Source organism: Pseudomonas sp. LBUM1664, assembly GCF_059695895.1.
This window is the reverse complement of sequence record NZ_CP166791.1, coordinates 4,747,007-4,763,602: the sequence shown is the minus strand read 5'-3', so window position 1 is coordinate 4,763,602 and position 16,596 is coordinate 4,747,007. Positions and strand designations below refer to the sequence as shown.

Below are 16,596 nucleotides of genomic sequence, written 5' to 3'. Positions count from 1 at the left end.
CGCATCCGGCACGCAATACCTGCGCAGTGTAGCGACTTGCAGGCGGGCAATCTTCGTAAAATTCATGTCGCCGTGCATCCCGTAATGCTGGGCACTTTGCCACAGCTATACGCAGCGGTTGCCTCCGTGGAGCCGATCTTGAATAATCGCTCAACTGAGAATTATTTGCAGATACTCATGAATCCCACTTACGTCGACCATCCCCGCATCCTTTCCATCGAAGACGATCCCGTGCTTGGTGCCTATGTTCATGAGCACCTGGGCCGCAGCGGCTTCGACGTGACCTGGTGCCAGAACGGCCAGGAAGGCCTGGACATCGCCCGCCGACAGGCTTTCGACGTAGTGTTGATGGACATTCTGCTGCCCGGCCTGAACGGTCTCGCGGTGCTGACCTGTCTGCGCCAGAGCCATTCGACCCCAGTGGTGTTGATGTCGGCCCTGGGCGCCGAAGCAGACCGCATCAGTGGCTTTCGCCTCGGTGCCGACGATTACCTGCCCAAGCCCTTCAGCATGGTGGAGCTGCGCGTGCGCATCGAGGCCATTCTGCGACGAGTGGCCCTGGACCGGCGACCGGCGCCGGCGGCAATCGTGCGTCAGGCCAAGGACCTGGATTTCGATGAAGAGCGCTGTGACGTGCAGGTCGCCGGACAATGGGCCGGGCTGACCCGCAGCGAATACCGCTTACTGGAGGTCCTGCACCGCAGTGGTGATGAGGTGCTGAGCAAAGCCTTCCTTTATCAACATGTATTGCAACGCGGTTATGCCCCCCACGACCGCAGCCTGGACATGCACGTCAGCCAGATTCGCCGCAAACTCAAGACCATCGGCTACACCACTCGGCAAGTGCGCACGGTGTGGGGTAAGGGCTATGTGCTGGGTGCTGATGATGAAATGGTCTGATCTGCCCGCAAGGCACTCACTGTTCTGGAAGCTGGCGTGCCTGCTGGTGGCGTTCTGTCTGCTGATGATCTGGCTGAGCTGGTCCTGGGGGCGCTACATGGAGAAGCGCAATCAGTTTCTGTCGGACGAGGCTCGCAGCACACTCACACGCTACGCCTACGAGGCCGAGCAAGCCTGGTACGCCGGCCAGCAAGCGGGCGTCGATCATTGGCTGCAAGGCATGCAACAGCGCGAAGCGAGCTGGGTCGGCGTCATTGGCAGTGACTTGCAATCGCTGAGCGATCACCCGCTGACGGACCAGGAAATCCAGCGCCTGACCTTCCTGCGTGGTCTTGATTGGCCCATCCACAAGAAAGGCCGGCCGTGGCTGCGGGTGCCGTTCCCCGATGACCCGTCTGCCGGCAGCCTGGTGATCGAACTGCCTGAGCGTTTCCTGCCGGGGCAGTACCGGGTGTTCTGGCGAGTGATTACCAACGGCGTGATTCCCGGGCTGTTCACGCTGCTGCTGTGTGTCGGCCTGTATCGCTTATTGGTGGTGCCCCTCAATCAACTGCGCGAACAGGCCAATGCCTGGCGAGCCGATCAACTGAACGTGCGCTTGTCCACCCGCATCACCGACCGCACCGATGAATTGGGTGAGTTGGGCCGTGCGTTCGATCACATGTCCGAACGCCTGCAATCGACCGTTGCCCTGCAGCAGCAGTTGCTGCGCGACCTGTCCCACGAACTGCGCACGCCCCTCAGTCGCTTGCAGGTCGCCGGTGAAAGCGAGCAGGATCTGGTGCGGTTGCGCGAGCGCGTCGATCGAGAGGTCCAGGGCATGCAGCGACTGGTGGAGGACACCTTGCAACTGGCTTGGCTCGACACCGAACGCGCACCGTTGCCAGGGGAGGCGATCCAGATTCAGGCGCTGTGGGAAATGCTCACGGAAAATGCCTGCTACGAAAGCGGCTGGCCCGCCAGTCAGCTGCATTGCGCCGTGGACGCCGACTGCTGGGTGCAGGGCCACCTCAACACCCTGGCCCAGGCCCTGGAAAATATCCTGCGCAACGCCATCCGCCATTCACCGCCCGGCGGCGTCGTGCGGCTGAACGGCCAACGCGACGGCGGGTTCTGGCACCTGTGGCTGGAAGACGAAGGGCGTGGCGTGGCCGAGCAGGATCTCAACCGCATCTTCGACCCTTTCATCCGCCTCGATGGCTCCCGTCCGGGGGATGGTGGTTTCGGGTTGGGGTTGAGCATTGCCCGCAATGCGGTGCAGCGCCAGGGTGGGCAACTGTGGGCGGAAAATGCCGGGAAAGGCTTGCGGTTGAATCTGCGGTTGGTGGCCATTGAGACAGCCATCAAAGAAAAGCCTGACACCGTTCCCGTGGCGAGGGAGCTTGCTCCCGCTGGGGCGCGAAGCGGCCCCCAACAAGCTGTCTGACACACTGCGGACTCAGGCTTTTGGGCCGCTGCGCAGCCCAGCGGGAGCAAGCTCCCTCGCCACAGGGACCGCATTGGCCTTGGGCTTTTGGCTCGCTTATTCCTATAAGCCATAACCACCGCACTTTGCGTGATATGGCCGCGCAAGGTTTGCCGGTATGATAGGCACCCCCGCAGTCCGGATTGCGAATACGCCATGACTTTGCAGTACCCAACCATCGCCGATTGCGTCGGCAATACTCCGCTGGTCCGTTTGCAGCGCTTGCCCGGCGTTACCAGCAATACGCTTTTGCTCAAGCTCGAAGGGAATAACCCGGCGGGTTCGGTCAAGGACCGGCCAGCGCTGTCGATGATCACCCGTGGCGAATTGCGCGGGCAGATCCAGCCTGGCGATACGCTGATCGAAGCAACTTCCGGCAACACCGGCATCGCCCTGGCGATGGCTGCAGCGATCAAGGGCTACAAGATGATCCTGATCATGCCCGACAACTCCAGCGCCGAGCGCAAGGCCGCGATGACGGCCTACGGTGCCGAGTTGATTCTGGTGACTCAGGAAGAGGGGATGGAGGGGGCTCGGGACCTGGCTGAACGGATGCAGGCCGAGGGTCGTGGCAAGGTGCTGGATCAATTCGCCAATGGCGACAATCCCGAAGCCCACTACACCACCACCGGCCCCGAGATCTGGCGCCAGACCGACGGTACCATCACCCATTTCGTCAGTTCGATGGGCACCACCGGCACCATCATGGGCACCTCGCGCTACCTCAAGGAACAGAACCCCAACGTGCAGATCATCGGTCTGCAACCGATGGAAGGCTCGGCCATTCCCGGCATCCGCCGCTGGCCCGTGGAATATCTGCCGAAGATCTACCAGGCCGAGCGCGTGGATCGCATCATCGACATGGCCCAGAGCGAAGCCGAGGACGTGACCCGTCGCCTGGCTCGCGAAGAAGGCATCTTCTGTGGCGTGTCTTCGGGCGGTGCCGTGGCGGGCATGCTGCGCCTGTCGAAGGAAGTTGAAAACGCGGTGATCGTCGCGATCATCTGCGACCGAGGCGACCGTTACCTGTCGACCGGCATTTTCGACGCGCCCAACTGATGGCCAAGCAAGAAAGAGGTCTGCGCTTCCAGCCCAGCGGCGGAAGCCGGGCCCCGCAAGTGCCCACCGGTAAAAAACAGCGCTTGACCATCGAACGCCTGGCCAACGATGGCCGGGGCATTGCCTTTGTCGAGGGGCGCACCTGGTTTGTCATCGGCGCCCTGGCCGGCGAAGAAGTCGAGGCGCGGGTGTTGGGTGCCCATGGCAAGGTGGTCGAGGCTCGCACCGAGCGCGTATTGCTGCCCAGTGAACTGCGTCGAGCGGCGCCGTGCATCCATGCCGGCCGTTGCGGCGGTTGCAGCGTCCAGCATTTGCCCCACAACGAACAACTCGCCCTGAAACAGCGCATGCTCGCCGAGCAGTTGTCGCGGGTGGCCGGTGTCGAACCGGATGAATGGGCTGCGCCGTTGAGCGGGCCGGAACTCGGTTATCGGCGCCGCGCCCGCGTGGCCGTGCGCTGGGACCAGAAGGCGAAAAAGCTTGAGGTGGGTTTCCGCGCTGTTGGCAGCCAGGACATTGTTGCCATCGGCGATTGCCCGGTGCTGGTACAGCCTTTGCAGCCGATCATGAGTCGCCTGCCGGACATGCTCCGTCGTTTGAGCAAACCCCAGGCGCTGGGCCATGTGGAATTATTCGCCGGCTCGTCCCTGGCCGTGTTGCTGCGGCACATGGCACCGCTGTCGGCATCGGACCTGACGATTCTCAAGGATTTCTGCGCCTTCCACGAAGCCCAGTTGTGGCTCCATGGCGAAGGCGAGCCACAACCGGTCGAGCCCGGGCAGGCCCTGGGTTATCGCCTGGATGCCTGGGATCTGGACCTGGCGTACCGGCCGGGAGATTTCATCCAGGTGAACGCGGGGGTCAACGCGGCGATGATTGCCCAGGCCCTGCAATGGCTCGCCCCCCGATCCGAGGAGCGGGTGCTGGATCTGTTCTGCGGCCTGGGCAACTTTGCCTTGCCGCTGGCCAGGAGCGTGCGCCAGGTGGTGGCCGTCGAAGGCGTGCAAACCATGGTGGACCGCGCGGCGGCCAATGCCGTCAGCAACAATTTGAATAACACTGCCTTTTTTCAGGCCGATTTATCCCAGCCACTGGCGGGTGCCGAATGGATCGGCGAAGGCTTTTCTGCGGTACTCTTGGACCCACCCCGTGACGGTGCTTTCGAGGTGGTGCGCAAACTGGCGTCCCTGGGCGCCAGACGGTTGGTATATGTGTCGTGCAACCCGGCAACTTTGGCCCGGGACACGGTCGAATTGATCAAGCAGGGCTACCGGTTAAAACGTGCCGGGATTCTCGATATGTTTCCTCAGACGGCGCATGTCGAGGCCATGGCGTTATTTGAAGCGAGCCAGGATGGCTTGTCCGACTGACCCGTTCGTGCCAACCCGCCACAGCCCTGGGCGGAACACGGGCACCGAAGGGCAGCGATGTTGACGCATTGAATCTGCGTCGTAGGGAAGGTAAGTAAAGATGGTACAGGTGAGAGCACACCAGCCGATCAACACCGACGGCAGTATCAATCTCGAGGCTTGGCTCGATCACGCGGTCAGTATCGACACGGCACTGGATCGCGAAGCCTTGAAGGCCGCCTGCGAGTTCGCTCGTGAGGCGGAACAGCAACACAACGCGGCGAAGAACCTGTGGTCCGAAGGTACCTCGAGTTTTCAGACGGGCCTTGAGATCGCCGAGATCCTCGCCGACCTCAAGCTCGATCAGGATTCGCTGGTGGCGGCGGTGCTGTACCGCGGCGTGCGCGAAGGGCAGATCCAGTTGCCGGTGGTCAGCCAGCGCTTCGGCACGGTGGTCGCCAAGCTGATCGACGGCGTGCTGCGCATGGCCGCTATCAGTGCCAGCCTCAGTCCGCGGCAATCCATGGTCCTGGGCACCCAGGGCCAGGTGGAAAACCTGCGCAAGATGCTGGTGGCCATGGTCGACGACGTGCGCGTCGCGCTGATCAAGCTGGCTGAACGGACCTGCGCGATCCGCGCCGTGAAAGCCGCCGACGACGAAAAGCGCAATCGTGTCGCCCGGGAAGTGTTCGACATCTACGCGCCCCTGGCTCATCGTCTGGGCATTGGCCACATCAAGTGGGAGCTGGAGGACCTGTCCTTCCGCTACCTGGAGCCTGACCAGTACAAGCAGATCGCCAAGCTGTTGCATGAGCGGCGCCTGGATCGCGAGCGCTTCATCACCGATGTGATGACCCAGCTGAGGGAAGAATTGCAGGCCACCGGCGTGGAAGCTGACATCAGTGGCCGGGCCAAGCACATCTATTCGATCTGGCGAAAAATGCAGCGCAAGGGCCTGGAATTCAGCCAGATCTACGACGTTCGCGCTGTTCGCGTGCTGGTCCCGGAAATGCGCGATTGCTACACCGCGCTGGGGATCGTCCACACCTTGTGGCGGCACATTCCGAAGGAGTTCGACGACTACATCGCCAACCCCAAGGAAAACGGCTATCGCTCGCTGCACACCGCAGTGATCGGCCCTGAAGGCAAGGTGTTGGAAGTGCAGATCCGCACCCACGCCATGCACGAGGAAGCCGAGCTGGGTGTCTGCGCCCACTGGAAATACAAGGGCACCGACGTCAAGTCCGGGTCCAATCACTACGAAGAGAAAATCTCCTGGCTGCGTCAGGTGCTCGAGTGGCATGAAGAACTGGGTGACATCGGCGGCCTGGCGGAACAGCTGCGGGTCGATATCGAGCCTGACCGGGTTTACATCTTCACTCCCGACGGCCACGCCATCGACCTGCCCAAGGGCGCGACGCCGCTGGACTTCGCCTATCGGGTCCACACCGAGATCGGTCACAACTGCCGTGGCGCCAAGATCAACGGGCGGATCGTGCCGCTCAACTACAGCCTGCAGACCGGTGAACAGGTCGAGATCATCACCAGCAAGCACGGCACGCCGAGCCGCGACTGGCTGAACCCGAACCTGGGCTACATCACCACATCGCGGGCGCGGGCGAAAATCGTCCACTGGTTCAAGTTGCAGGCTCGCGATCAGAACGTCGCCGCCGGCAAAACCCTGCTTGAGCGCGAGCTCAGCCGCCTGGGCCTGCCGCAGGTGGATTTCGACAAGCTGGCCGAAAAGGCCAACATGAAAACCGCCGAAGACATGTTCGCCGCCCTTGGTGCCGGCGATTTGCGCCTGGCACAACTGGTCAACCTGGCCCAGCAACTGGTGGAGCCGGAGCGCGGCAACGAGCAACTGGAGCTGATCCCACGCAAGGCCACCGGCTACAAGCCGGGCAAGCGCGGCGACATCCAGATCCAGGGCGTGGGCAACCTGATGACCCAGATGGCGGGCTGCTGCCAGCCATTGCCGGGGGATGCGATCGTCGGTTACATCACCCAAGGCCGCGGCGTGAGCATTCACCGCCAGGACTGCGCCTCGGTGCTGCAACTGGGCGGTCGTGAACCGGAGCGGATCATCCAGGTCAGCTGGGGCCCGGTGCCGGTGCTCACCTACCCGGTGGACATCGTCATCCGCGCCTACGACCGCTCCGGCCTGCTGCGTGACGTGTCCCAGGTATTGCTGAACGAGCGGATCAACGTGTTGGCGGTCAACACCCGCTCCAACAAGGAAGACAACACGGCGCTGATGTCCCTGACCATCGAAATTCCAGGGCTGGATGCGCTGGGGCGGTTGCTGGGGCGGATTTCCCAGTTGCCGAACATCATCGAAACCCGGCGTAACCGCACGCCGGGGTGATCGCTAACCACTCCTGTGGGAGTGGGCCTGTGGGAGCAAAGCTTTGCTCCCACAGGGTTATTTCCCACAGGGTTTTGTGTGATGAGACGGATTTTTAATGTACAGCCTTGAAGACCTGCTCCACCTGATGAACCGCCTGCGAGACCCGCAGTACGGTTGCCCGTGGGACATCAGGCAAACCTACGAGACCATCGTCCCCCATACCCTGGAAGAAGCCTACGAAGTGGCCGATGCCATCGAGCGCGGTGACTTCGATCACTTGCAGGGCGAGTTGGGCGATCTGTTGTTCCAGGTGGTGTATTACAGCCAGTTGGCCCGGGAAGAAAATCGTTTTGAATTCGCCGGCGTGGTCGACAGCATCACCCGCAAGTTGATCCGCCGACATCCTCACGTATTTCCCTCTGGTGATCTGTACGCGCCCCTGGACCTGCCACGCCTGAGCGAGGAACAGGTCAAGCAGCGCTGGGAAGAAATCAAGGCACAGGAGCGGGCCGAGAAAGCCTGCGTTCCCGAGCAGTTGTCGTTGCTCGACGATGTGCCGGCGGCCTTGCCGGCGTTGTCCCGTTCGGCGAAGTTGCAAAAGCGTGCGAGCCAGGTCGGTTTCGATTGGCCCGATGCATTGCCGGTGCTCGATAAAGTCCGGGAGGAGCTGGACGAAGTGCTTGAAGCCATGGCCGATAACGACCCGGCGGCGGTCAGCGACGAGATTGGCGATTTGCTGTTCAGCGTGGTGAATCTGGCCCGGCACCTCAAAGTCGACCCGGAAACCGCCCTGCGTAGCGCCAACGGGAAATTCGAGCGACGGTTCCGATTTATCGAACAGGCATTGCGCGACACCCACCGTCCCATGGAAGATTGCACCCTCGAAGAGTTGGACGCCTTGTGGGGCGAAGCCAAACGTCAGGAAAAGAATTTGCCCAGCTGTGGCTGAGGCTGTTGCCTAAGTGAGTAAGCACCATGAGCCTTTCCCTTCGCGACCAGTTGCTCAAAGCAGGGCTGGTCAACCAAAAGCAGGCCAAACAGGTCGGCAAAGAGAAACAGAAGCAGCAACGCCTGGCCCACAAAGGCCAGGTCGAACTGGATGACTCCCAGCAGCGTGCAGCTCAGGAAGCCATGGCCGAAAAGGTCAAGCGCGACCAGGAACTCAACCGTCAGCAGCAGGAAAAGGCCGAGCAGAAGGCCCGTGCCGCGCAGATCAAGCAATTGATCGAAGTCTCGCGTCTGCCCAAGCTGACCACCGAGGACTACTACAACTTCGTCGACGACAAGAAGGTCAAGCGCATCTCGGTCAACACCCTGATGCGCAACAAGCTGAGCAGCGGCTCGCTGGCGATCGTCCACCATGCCGGCGGTTATGAAGTGATCCCGCGCGAAGCGGCCCTGAAAATCCAGGAGCGCGACCCCAAGCGCATCATTCAGCTCAACACCCAGACCGAAGAAGTGGATGCCGACGATCCGTACGCGGCGTATCAAATTCCTGATGATTTGATGTGGTAAACAGGACAGCAAACTAAACACAAAACCTGGAACATCTGTAGGCGTCTGTGGGAGCAAAGCTTGCTCCCACAGACCTACAGGTGTTGCTGTCGTTCAGGATTCTGCCGTTTCACGCGAGCGTTGCCTTTCCTGGCACTCCAGCTCGGCCTTGTAGCTGTGAGCGTCCGTCTCGGAGTGGAACATCCCCACGAGCAGATCCTGTTGATGCACATCCCAGATCCGGATACCGGCGGCGATGCCTTCGTGGGACATATGGGAGTCGTCGCGTTCAGTTACTTTCACAGTCATCTTGCAAGCTCCAATCTCTGTTATCTGCAGCAAGGCGTGTGCAGGACTTTGTTATAAATTTTGGTAGCCTGCTAAGTAAATGCTTTGGTTCGTTAAGAAGTTTTCATGAAAGTCGCAACAATCCTGCAGGCCAGGGAATGCGCGGCATTCGGTCGCAGGTGTTTAGGTTTTATGAAGAATGTTTCATGTCCAGCAGGTTCATTTGACGGTCATGAAATCTGGGCAAAAAAAAGCCCCGCATTGGCGGGGCTTCTTGATATCGGCGTCGATCAGCTGCCTTTTACAGCCTTGCCGTTGACCGTACCGTCCAGGAGCATGATGTTGTACTCCTTGCCGTCGGTCTCGACCTGTTGCAGACGCACCAGCAGATAATCCCAGTCCTTGGCGAACCAGAGCACGGTGATGCGCTTGCTTTGTGTCGGGTCGCGCACGCGCTCGACCTTGATCGCATCGATCTGGCCAGCCTTGGTGTCGACCTTTTCCGAGCCCAGTACGCGGAAGTCATATGTGTCGACTTCGCCGTCATCGACGACCTGGTAGCTCATGCTTTTCTTGCCGGCCGCCACGTCGTGCTGCAGGGCCAACTGGTAGGTGGATTTATCGACCATGCCACGGTTGAGCGGCAGTTTGACCGGATCACCGCGATCGGTACCGGTGACCATCTTCGTGCTCCAGTCGAAGTCTAGGTCGGCCTTCTTGGCCTTGCCCAGGCCACCGCGTTCGAAGTGGTAGGACTGTGGCAGCAGGGTGTCCTTGTCCAGGGTCAGGGTGCTTTCTTCGGTCAGGCTGGCGATCATCATCGAAGCCTTGAAGCTCAGCTTCCAGATGCCGTTGGCTTCCTTGGTCAGGCTGCGCTCGGCAGTGCCGCTCATGGGCAACTGTTTCCAGTCGGCGGTGTAGCTGGCGGAGAACGGTTGAAGTTCTGAAGCCTGTGCCAGGGGCAAGGCAAGCAGAGCGCAAGCGAAGAGCAGGGCGCGACGCATAAAATCTCCTAGTATCGAATCAAATGGCCGCTGGCGGCGAGCAACTGGCCGTCCAGTGAGGCACCGCGATCGTCGAGGGTCAGCCGGCCTTCGGCAAACCAACGCACGGCCATCGGGTAGATCTGGTGCTCCCGGGCGTGAACCCGTTGCGCCAGGCTTTGCGGCGTGTCGTGCAACTCTACCGGTATTACTGCCTGTACGACCAGTGGTCCGCCATCGAGTTCCTCGGTGACAAAGTGCACCGAGCAGCCGTGCTCCGTGTCTGCGGCCTCCAGCGCGCGCTGGTGAGTGTGTAACCCTTTGTATTTGGGCAGCAGCGATGGATGGATATTGAGCAGGCGGCCCTGGTAGTGACGCACGAAGCCAGCGCTGAGGATGCGCATGAAACCGGCCAGTACCACCAGTTGTGGATTGAAGGAATCGATCTGTTCGATCAGCGCGGCGTCGAAGGCTTCGCGGCCCTCGAACGCCTTGTGATCCAGGACTCGGGTGTCGATACCCGCCTCCCGGGCGCGTTGCAGACCGTAGGCATCGGCGCGGTTGGAAATCACCGCGCGGATACGGGCCGGGCTGTCACCGGTGCGCGTGCTATCGATCAGGGCCTGCAAGTTACTGCCGGTACCGGACAGCAGCACCACGACATCACAGGTTGCAGACATCCGTTCGTGCATCAGTGCGCCTTAAGGTTTTTCAGCTCGACCTGGGCAGCACCTTCGGCCGCAGTGGCGATCTGGCCGATGACCCAAGGCTGCTCGCCGGCTTCACGCAATACGTTCAGCGCAGTTTCGACGTGCTCCTGAGCCACGCAGATCACCATGCCTACGCCGCAGTTCAGCACGCGGTGCATTTCGGTTTCATCGACGTTGCCTTTCTCTTGCAGCCAGTCGAACACCGCTGGACGGGTCCAGCTCGCCACGTCAACCACGGCTTGGGCGCCTTTTGGCAGTACGCGCGGGATGTTGTCCAGCAGACCGCCACCAGTGATGTGGGCCATGGCCTTGACGGCGCCGGTATCCTTGATCAGCTTGAGCAGCGGCTTGACGTAGATGCGGGTCGGGGCCATCAGCAGGTCGGCCAGTGCCTTGCCATCGAGCTGGGTGTTTTCGATGTCGGCACCCGAAACTTCGATGATCTTGCGGATCAGCGAGTAGCCGTTGGAGTGCGGGCCGGAGGAAGGCAGGGCGAGCAGGGCATCGCCGGCGGCGACTTTCGAGCCGTCGATGATCTCGGCTTTCTCTACGACGCCGACGCAGAAGCCGGCCAGGTCGTAGTCTTCGCCTTCATACATGCCTGGCATTTCAGCGGTTTCGCCGCCGACCAGGGAGCAGCCGGACAATTCACAGCCGGCGCCGATGCCGGTCACGACTTGGGCGGCGGTGTCGACGTTCAGTTTGCCAGTGGCGTAGTAGTCGAGGAAGAACAGCGGCTCGGCGCCGCAGACCACCAGGTCATTCACGCACATGGCCACCAGGTCGATGCCGATGCTGTCGTGCTTGTTCAGGTTCAGTGCCAGGCGCAGCTTGGTGCCGACGCCATCGGTGCCCGAGACCAGCACCGGTTGCTTGTAGCCGGCCGGGATCTCGCAGAGGGCGCCGAAACCGCCCAGGCCGCCCATGACTTCCGGGCGCGCAGTGCGCTTGGCGACGCTCTTGATGCGTTCGACCAATGCTTCACCGGCGTCGATGTCTACACCGGCGTCCTTGTAGCTCAGGGAGGGTTGCTTGCTCATGATCCAGGCCTTTAGGGGGGATTTCTGGGTAACGACCGACCGCTGGAGCCATTGAATAACCGTTGTACGAATTATTCCGGGTGCCAGCCGTTGCCGGTCTGCGAAGGCGCGCGATTTTATCAGGCTTGAGGGGCAGCGGCCATCCTCGCGCCGACGGGCAGAGACATATCCACGGAAAAAAACCGATATTTCTTATATTGGTACTGCGCAGCGCGTCTGTATAAGGTGTAGCGGTAACCGGCTATGGTTATGACAGTGCGAAACTTCCATCGGGCGTGTGAATGTTTTGCCGGGTGCTGTGGTCACAGCCATGCTCAATCTTCTTCACACGGCCTGTTCCAGCCGTTATGTCCGGGAATCTTCCATGCGTTTGTTCAAGTTCTTGTCTGTGGGCTGCTTATCGTTGATCAGCCTGGCGAGCCATGCCGAAACCCTCAATGGCCTTTATCAAGTGTTCGAACCGGTCAGCAGCCAGACGCCGGAGGAGCGTAACCAGGCGACGCTGCGCGCACTGGATACGCTGGTGCTGCGTCTGACCGGCGACGCCAAGGCCGCCCAGAATCCTGCTCTGGCGGCGATCCGCCAAGACCCGCAGCAAATCATCCTTCAATACGGCTACGACGCCGGTCCTCCGGAAAGCCTTAAGGTGGACTTCGATCCGGCGAGCTCTGACCGGGCATTGCGTTCGGCAGGGTTGTCGCTGTGGGGCGCGAATCGGCCATCGATCCTGGGCTGGTGGCTGAACGACTCGGTTGAAGGGTCCAGCCTGGTGGGCGATGGCCAGGCCAGCGCCGCGCCACTGCGTCGTGCTGCGCAACATCGGGGGCTGGCGCTGCACTTGCCGCTGGCGGACTTGAGCGAGCAAATCGTCGCCACCGCGCCAAACCTGGAAGGCAACGACCCGGCGCCTTTGCGCGATGCGTCGGAGCGGTATGCGACAGACGCCTTGCTGGCGGTCCACGCCAAGGAAGAGGGCGGCCAGTGGCATGGGACCTGGCGCCTGTGGCTGGGAGATCAGCGCGAGCAGGGTAACGCCCAGGGCGCCGATCCTGCGGCCCTGGCCGATGCGGTGATGTTGGCTGTGAGTCAGCGTCTGGCGCCGCGTTTCGTCGCCAAGCCGGGCGTGGCCACCGAGCAGCTGCTGGAAGTGCAGGGTATGAACCTTGAGCGTTATGCAACGCTTGGGCGTTTGCTCGAGCCCTTCGGTGGGCAGTTGCAGCGGGTCGAAGGTGATCGGATCGTCTATCGGGTCAACGGCAGTGCCGAGCAGTTGAAAGCGCAATTGGCCCTGGCAAAACTGCAGGAAATTCCGGCTGGTGAGGCCGTCGCGCCGGTGCCTGCGGCTCAGCCAGCCGCTGATGGTTCGGTTCCGGTCGCGGTGCCAACGCCTGCGCCGGCCGCCAATCTGCGGTTTCGCTGGTAGTTTTCTTTCTTTATATAGCTAGGAGTGGTTCATGGGCGATACGCGGCGTTGGTTCTGGTTGGGTGGGGTCGCCCTGCTGATTGCGCTTATCTATTTGCTGCATCCTATCCTCACGCCGTTCCTGGTTGCGCTGCTGCTGGCCTATCTGTTCGATCCGTTGGTGGATCGCCTGGAAAAAATTGGCCTGTCGAGAACCTGGGGCGTGGTGACGGTGTTTGCGCTGTTCACGTTGATTGTCAGCGCCCTGATGCTGGTGCTGATCCCGATGCTGGCCAAGCAACTGTTTCGCCTGTACGAGCTGGCGCCGCAGATGCTCGATTGGCTGCAGCACACCGCAGTGCCGTGGGTGCAATCGAAGCTGGGGTTGGCGGACGGTTTCTGGAAATTCGACAAGGTCAAGGCGGCCATCAGCGAGCACATGGGCCAAACCACCGACATCGTCGGCGTGGTGTTGAGCCAGGCCACGGCCTCGGGTTTGGCGCTGATCGGTTGGCTGGCGAACCTGGTGCTGATTCCAGTGGTGAGTTTCTATCTGCTGCGGGACTGGGACTTGATGATGGCCAAGATTCGCAGCCTGCTGCCACGTCACCGCGAAGAACGCATCATGACCCTGACGGGCGAATGCCACGAAGTGCTGGGGGCATTCGTGCGTGGGCAATTGCTGGTGATGGTGGCGCTGGGTTTCATCTACGCAGCCGGGTTGATGCTGGTGGGGTTGGAGCTGGGGCTGTTGATCGGCATGATCGCCGGGCTGGCAGCCATCGTGCCGTACATGGGTTTTGTCATTGGCATCGGCGCGGCGTTGATCGCCGGGTTGTTCCAGTTCGGCGGCGACCTGTACCCGATGATCGGCATCGTCGCGGTGTTCATGGTTGGACAGGCCCTGGAAGGCATGGTGCTGACGCCGTTGCTGGTGGGTGATCGCATTGGCCTGCACCCGGTGGCGGTGATTTTTGCGATCCTGGCGGGCGGTGAATTGTTCGGCTTCACCGGGATCCTGCTGGCGCTGCCGGTGGCGGCGGTCATCATGGTGTTGGTGCGTCATATGCACGATCTGTATAAGGATTCGGACATTTATAGCGGCGCCGAAGACCCCGAGCTGTAGGGCAAATGGCGGGCGTGGCGGTCGTCCCTGCGTCAGGGAAACCGTCGCCCCATTGGCTTGCTACCGCAAACCTTTGATTTTGCTCGTGGTCCGGCGCATTGTGCGGTCCGCGTCACGGGTATAAACTTTGCGAACTTTACACAGAGGCCACTAACGGTTCCTTTGGAACTGTTCAGTCAGCATGAAACCGATTCAGCTGCCCCTAGGTGTGCGTCTGCGTGATGACGCCACCTTTATCAACTACTACCCAGGCGCCAATGCCGCTGCACTCGGCTATGTGGAGCGGCTTTGCGAAGCCGACGCCGGCTGGACCGAGAGCCTGATTTATCTGTGGGGCAAGGACGGGGTAGGGCGCACACACCTGTTGCAGGCGGCTTGTCTGCGGTTCGAGCAAATGGGCGAGCCTGCTGTGTATCTACCGTTGGCCGAGCTGCTGGATCGCGGTGTTGAAATTCTCGACAACCTTGAACAGTACGAACTGGTCTGCCTGGATGATCTCCAGGCCGTGGCCGGCAAGGCCGATTGGGAAGAGGCGTTGTTTCATTTGTTCAACCGGTTGCGCGACAGCGGTCGGCGGTTGCTGATCGCCGCATCGACGTCACCGCGAGAGCTGCCGGTGAAGCTGGCGGATCTCAAGTCTCGCCTCACCCTGGCGCTGATTTTCCAGATGCGCCCACTCTCCGATGAAGACAAGCTGCGTGCATTGCAACTGCGCGCTTCCCGGCGTGGCCTGCACCTGACCGATGAAGTCGGGCATTTCATTCTCACCCGCGGCACCCGCAGCATGAGCGCGCTGTTCGAATTGCTCGAACGCCTCGATCAGGCCTCACTTCAGGCCCAACGCAAGCTGACCATTCCTTTTTTGAAAGAAACTTTAGGCTGGTAAAACTGTCGCCAATGGTGGCTTATAGCCTGTTTTTGGCGCGGCTAAACCCGCGGCGCTGCTGGGCTGCAGGCTGCGTGACGTTCAAAATGGGCTTAAGCGCTTAGATGTAAACGTAAAACCGGGAAGTCACATTTGCATCGATTGAATTTGCAAATGAGGTTGATAGAGGGCATAGTCTCGCCATCTTTACTACTTCAGCCACGGTCGTGCCCATGCTAAATCGCTTCGCACCCCTCGTGCCTCTCGCACTCGTTACCCTGTTGTTCGGTTGCGCTGCCCACTCCCCAGTGTCCCAGCAAGCGCAACAACCACAGGTCAAAAATTCCGTTACCGCCCAGTCTTCTTCCGTTGCGTTCCAGGAAGAAATGGCCAACGACAAAGAGCTGGCAGTGTTCGCCGGCAGCAAGCCTTATCAACTTCCAGTGCTGGCCGACAGCATTCTGGAACGCGGCATGTCTCTGATCGGTACTCGGTACCGTTTTGGCGGCACTTCTGAAGCCGGTTTCGATTGCAGCGGTTTCATCGGTTATCTGTTTCGCGAAGAGGCCGGCATGAACCTGCCGCGTTCCACTCGCGAAATGATCAACGTGAATGCCCCGCTGGTGGCTCGTAACCAACTGGAACCCGGTGACCTGCTGTTCTTCAGCACCAACGGTCGTCGCGGTCGTGTCAGCCATGCCGGTATTTACCTGGGCGACAACCAGTTCATTCATTCCAGCAGCCGCCGCAGCGGTGGCGTGCGAATCGACAGCCTGGGTGACAGCTACTGGAACAAGACCTTCATCGAAGCCAAGCGCGCCCTCGCCATGGCACCGACCGTGGTCACTGCTCGCAAGTAAGCGCACAATTTGTAAGGCAAACTTAAAGTGTTACTTGAAGTTTGCGTCATAGCCGCTAGAATCCTTGATCATTGATTGATAGCAATCCGCCTGCGTCCTACGCAGGCGGATTTGTTTTCATGCCCACGGCAGAAAAGCCGCATCCAGATCAGGATTGTCTGCATATGTCGACGTCGGCCCGCCTCATTCTCATTGTTCTCGCCGCGCTGCTCAGCGCTTGTGCCAGCCGCACTCCGCCGCCAGCTCCGGTACGGGCTCCGGTGGTCTTTGCACCCGCGCAATCCTTTTCTCCGGCTGCCGAAGACGTGCTCTTCCGGGCGTTGGGCCTGGTGGGAACGCCGTATCGCTGGGGCGGCAATACACCGGATTCGGGTTTTGATTGCAGCGGCTTGATCGGTTATGTGTACCGCGACGCCGCCGGTATTTCCCTGCCGCGCTCCACCCGCGAGATGATCGGCATGCGAGCCCCGGATGTTGGCAAGGAAGCGTTGCAGACCGGTGACCTGATTTTCTTCGCTACCAGCGGCGGCTCCCGGGTCAGCCATGCCGGCATCTATGTCGGTGAGGGCCGCTTCGTCCACGCACCGGCCACCGGTGGCACGGTCAAGCTTGATAGCCTGTCCAAGGCCTATTGGCAGAAAGCCTATCTGGGCGCCAAGCGCGTACTGCAACCGGAACACCTGGCTCGCAATCCCTGATTCGCGG

16 protein-coding genes are annotated in these 16,596 nt (G+C 60.9%); 12 read left to right on the top strand and 4 right to left on the bottom strand.

Annotation, left to right across the window (positions count from 1 at the left end; genetic code table 11):
- Window positions 1-177 precede the first annotated feature (177 nt).
- The 7 genes from ACA047_RS22320 (at window position 178) to ACA047_RS22290 (ending at window position 8,638) form a co-directional block, all read left to right on the top strand.
- Complete coding sequence (locus ACA047_RS22320; protein ID WP_497353022.1) at window positions 178-900, top strand: response regulator transcription factor; 723 nt, start codon at window positions 178-180, stop codon at window positions 898-900.
- Entirely contained in the window at window positions 887-2,326 is a 1,440-nt protein-coding gene (locus tag ACA047_RS22315) for a sensor histidine kinase (RefSeq protein WP_497353020.1), read from the top strand. Before ACA047_RS22320 ends, ACA047_RS22315 begins: the two co-directional genes overlap by 14 nt.
- A gap of 195 nt (window positions 2,327-2,521) precedes the next feature.
- Window positions 2,522-3,424: a cysteine synthase CysM gene (cysM, locus tag ACA047_RS22310; RefSeq protein WP_497353018.1), complete on the top strand. Its 903-nt coding sequence runs from the start codon at window positions 2,522-2,524 to the stop codon at window positions 3,422-3,424.
- Entirely contained in the window at window positions 3,424-4,794 is a 1,371-nt protein-coding gene (gene rlmD, locus ACA047_RS22305; protein ID WP_497353016.1) for a 23S rRNA (uracil(1939)-C(5))-methyltransferase RlmD, read from the top strand. The genes cysM and rlmD overlap by 1 nt, the downstream gene beginning before the upstream one ends.
- A 100-nt stretch (window positions 4,795-4,894) precedes the next feature.
- Window positions 4,895-7,141 carry a GTP diphosphokinase gene (gene relA, locus ACA047_RS22300; RefSeq protein ID WP_497353014.1) on the top strand — a complete coding sequence of 749 codons (2,247 nt, stop codon included), beginning with the start codon at window positions 4,895-4,897 and terminating at the stop codon, window positions 7,139-7,141.
- 97 nt (window positions 7,142-7,238) lie between these two features.
- Window positions 7,239-8,072 (top strand): nucleoside triphosphate pyrophosphohydrolase, encoded by an 834-nt coding sequence (gene mazG, locus ACA047_RS22295; RefSeq protein ID WP_497353012.1) that lies wholly within the window; start codon window positions 7,239-7,241, stop codon window positions 8,070-8,072.
- A gap of 26 nt (window positions 8,073-8,098) precedes the next feature.
- Window positions 8,099-8,638 (top strand): DUF2058 domain-containing protein, encoded by a 540-nt coding sequence (locus tag ACA047_RS22290; protein WP_497353010.1) that lies wholly within the window; start codon window positions 8,099-8,101, stop codon window positions 8,636-8,638.
- A 93-nt stretch (window positions 8,639-8,731) separates the two neighbouring features.
- Here ACA047_RS22290 and ACA047_RS22285 read toward each other — a convergent pair whose 3' ends face one another.
- From ACA047_RS22285 to purM, 4 genes are all read right to left on the bottom strand, one after another.
- Complete coding sequence (locus ACA047_RS22285) at window positions 8,732-8,926, bottom strand: hypothetical protein (protein WP_497353008.1); 195 nt, start codon at window positions 8,924-8,926, stop codon at window positions 8,732-8,734.
- Between the two features lie 269 nt (window positions 8,927-9,195).
- A complete protein-coding gene (locus tag ACA047_RS22280) occupies window positions 9,196-9,909 on the bottom strand; it encodes a DUF3108 domain-containing protein (RefSeq protein ID WP_497353006.1) in 714 nt (237 codons plus the stop codon).
- A gap of 8 nt (window positions 9,910-9,917) precedes the next feature.
- Window positions 9,918-10,568 carry a phosphoribosylglycinamide formyltransferase gene (gene purN, locus ACA047_RS22275; protein ID WP_497360490.1) on the bottom strand — a complete coding sequence of 217 codons (651 nt, stop codon included), beginning with the start codon at window positions 10,566-10,568 and terminating at the stop codon, window positions 9,918-9,920.
- An 11-nt stretch (window positions 10,569-10,579) separates the two neighbouring features.
- On the bottom strand, window positions 10,580-11,638 hold the full coding sequence (purM, locus tag ACA047_RS22270; RefSeq protein WP_497353004.1) for a phosphoribosylformylglycinamidine cyclo-ligase: 1,059 nt from the start codon (window positions 11,636-11,638) through the stop codon (window positions 10,580-10,582).
- 364 nt (window positions 11,639-12,002) lie between these two features.
- Here purM and ACA047_RS22265 point away from each other — a divergent pair, with 364 nt between their 5' ends.
- The 5 genes from ACA047_RS22265 (at window position 12,003) to ACA047_RS22245 (ending at window position 16,589) form a co-directional block, all read left to right on the top strand.
- The gene (locus tag ACA047_RS22265) at window positions 12,003-13,061 is read left to right on the top strand and encodes a DUF2066 domain-containing protein (RefSeq protein ID WP_497353002.1); all 1,059 of its coding nucleotides are present in this window, start codon (window positions 12,003-12,005) and stop codon (window positions 13,059-13,061) included.
- A gap of 31 nt (window positions 13,062-13,092) precedes the next feature.
- Complete coding sequence (locus tag ACA047_RS22260) at window positions 13,093-14,166, top strand: AI-2E family transporter (protein ID WP_497353000.1); 1,074 nt, start codon at window positions 13,093-13,095, stop codon at window positions 14,164-14,166.
- Between the two features lie 181 nt (window positions 14,167-14,347).
- The gene (gene hda, locus ACA047_RS22255) at window positions 14,348-15,052 is read left to right on the top strand and encodes a DnaA regulatory inactivator Hda (protein WP_497352998.1); all 705 of its coding nucleotides are present in this window, start codon (window positions 14,348-14,350) and stop codon (window positions 15,050-15,052) included.
- A 212-nt stretch (window positions 15,053-15,264) separates the two neighbouring features.
- Window positions 15,265-15,891 (top strand): C40 family peptidase, encoded by a 627-nt coding sequence (locus ACA047_RS22250; RefSeq protein ID WP_497352996.1) that lies wholly within the window; start codon window positions 15,265-15,267, stop codon window positions 15,889-15,891.
- 164 nt (window positions 15,892-16,055) lie between these two features.
- Window positions 16,056-16,589, top strand: a complete 534-nt coding sequence (locus ACA047_RS22245) for a C40 family peptidase (RefSeq protein ID WP_497352994.1) — start codon at window positions 16,056-16,058, stop codon at window positions 16,587-16,589.
- Window positions 16,590-16,596 lie beyond the last annotated feature (7 nt).

What these genes read in the sequence shown, in the direction of transcription:
- ACA047_RS22315 (WP_497353020.1), top strand. Translation starts at nt 887, where the DNA reads ATGAAATGGTCTGATCTGCCCGCAAGGCACTCACTGTTCTGGAAGCTG.
- ACA047_RS22280 (WP_497353006.1), bottom strand. Translation starts at nt 9,909, where the DNA reads ATGCGTCGCGCCCTGCTCTTCGCTTGCGCTCTGCTTGCCTTGCCCCTG.
- purN (WP_497360490.1), bottom strand. Translation starts at nt 10,568, where the DNA reads ATGTCTGCAACCTGTGATGTCGTGGTGCTGCTGTCCGGTACCGGCAGT.
- purM (WP_497353004.1), bottom strand. Translation starts at nt 11,638, where the DNA reads ATGAGCAAGCAACCCTCCCTGAGCTACAAGGACGCCGGTGTAGACATC.
- ACA047_RS22285 (WP_497353008.1), bottom strand. Translation starts at nt 8,926, where the DNA reads ATGACTGTGAAAGTAACTGAACGCGACGACTCCCATATGTCCCACGAA.
- ACA047_RS22250 (WP_497352996.1), top strand. Translation starts at nt 15,265, where the DNA reads ATGCTAAATCGCTTCGCACCCCTCGTGCCTCTCGCACTCGTTACCCTG.
- hda (WP_497352998.1), top strand. Translation starts at nt 14,348, where the DNA reads ATGAAACCGATTCAGCTGCCCCTAGGTGTGCGTCTGCGTGATGACGCC.
- mazG (WP_497353012.1), top strand. Translation starts at nt 7,239, where the DNA reads ATGTACAGCCTTGAAGACCTGCTCCACCTGATGAACCGCCTGCGAGAC.
- ACA047_RS22320 (WP_497353022.1), top strand. Translation starts at nt 178, where the DNA reads ATGAATCCCACTTACGTCGACCATCCCCGCATCCTTTCCATCGAAGAC.
- ACA047_RS22245 (WP_497352994.1), top strand. Translation starts at nt 16,056, where the DNA reads ATGTCGACGTCGGCCCGCCTCATTCTCATTGTTCTCGCCGCGCTGCTC.
- rlmD (WP_497353016.1), top strand. Translation starts at nt 3,424, where the DNA reads ATGGCCAAGCAAGAAAGAGGTCTGCGCTTCCAGCCCAGCGGCGGAAGC.
- ACA047_RS22265 (WP_497353002.1), top strand. Translation starts at nt 12,003, where the DNA reads ATGCGTTTGTTCAAGTTCTTGTCTGTGGGCTGCTTATCGTTGATCAGC.
- ACA047_RS22260 (WP_497353000.1), top strand. Translation starts at nt 13,093, where the DNA reads ATGGGCGATACGCGGCGTTGGTTCTGGTTGGGTGGGGTCGCCCTGCTG.
- relA (WP_497353014.1), top strand. Translation starts at nt 4,895, where the DNA reads ATGGTACAGGTGAGAGCACACCAGCCGATCAACACCGACGGCAGTATC.
- cysM (WP_497353018.1), top strand. Translation starts at nt 2,522, where the DNA reads ATGACTTTGCAGTACCCAACCATCGCCGATTGCGTCGGCAATACTCCG.
- ACA047_RS22290 (WP_497353010.1), top strand. Translation starts at nt 8,099, where the DNA reads ATGAGCCTTTCCCTTCGCGACCAGTTGCTCAAAGCAGGGCTGGTCAAC.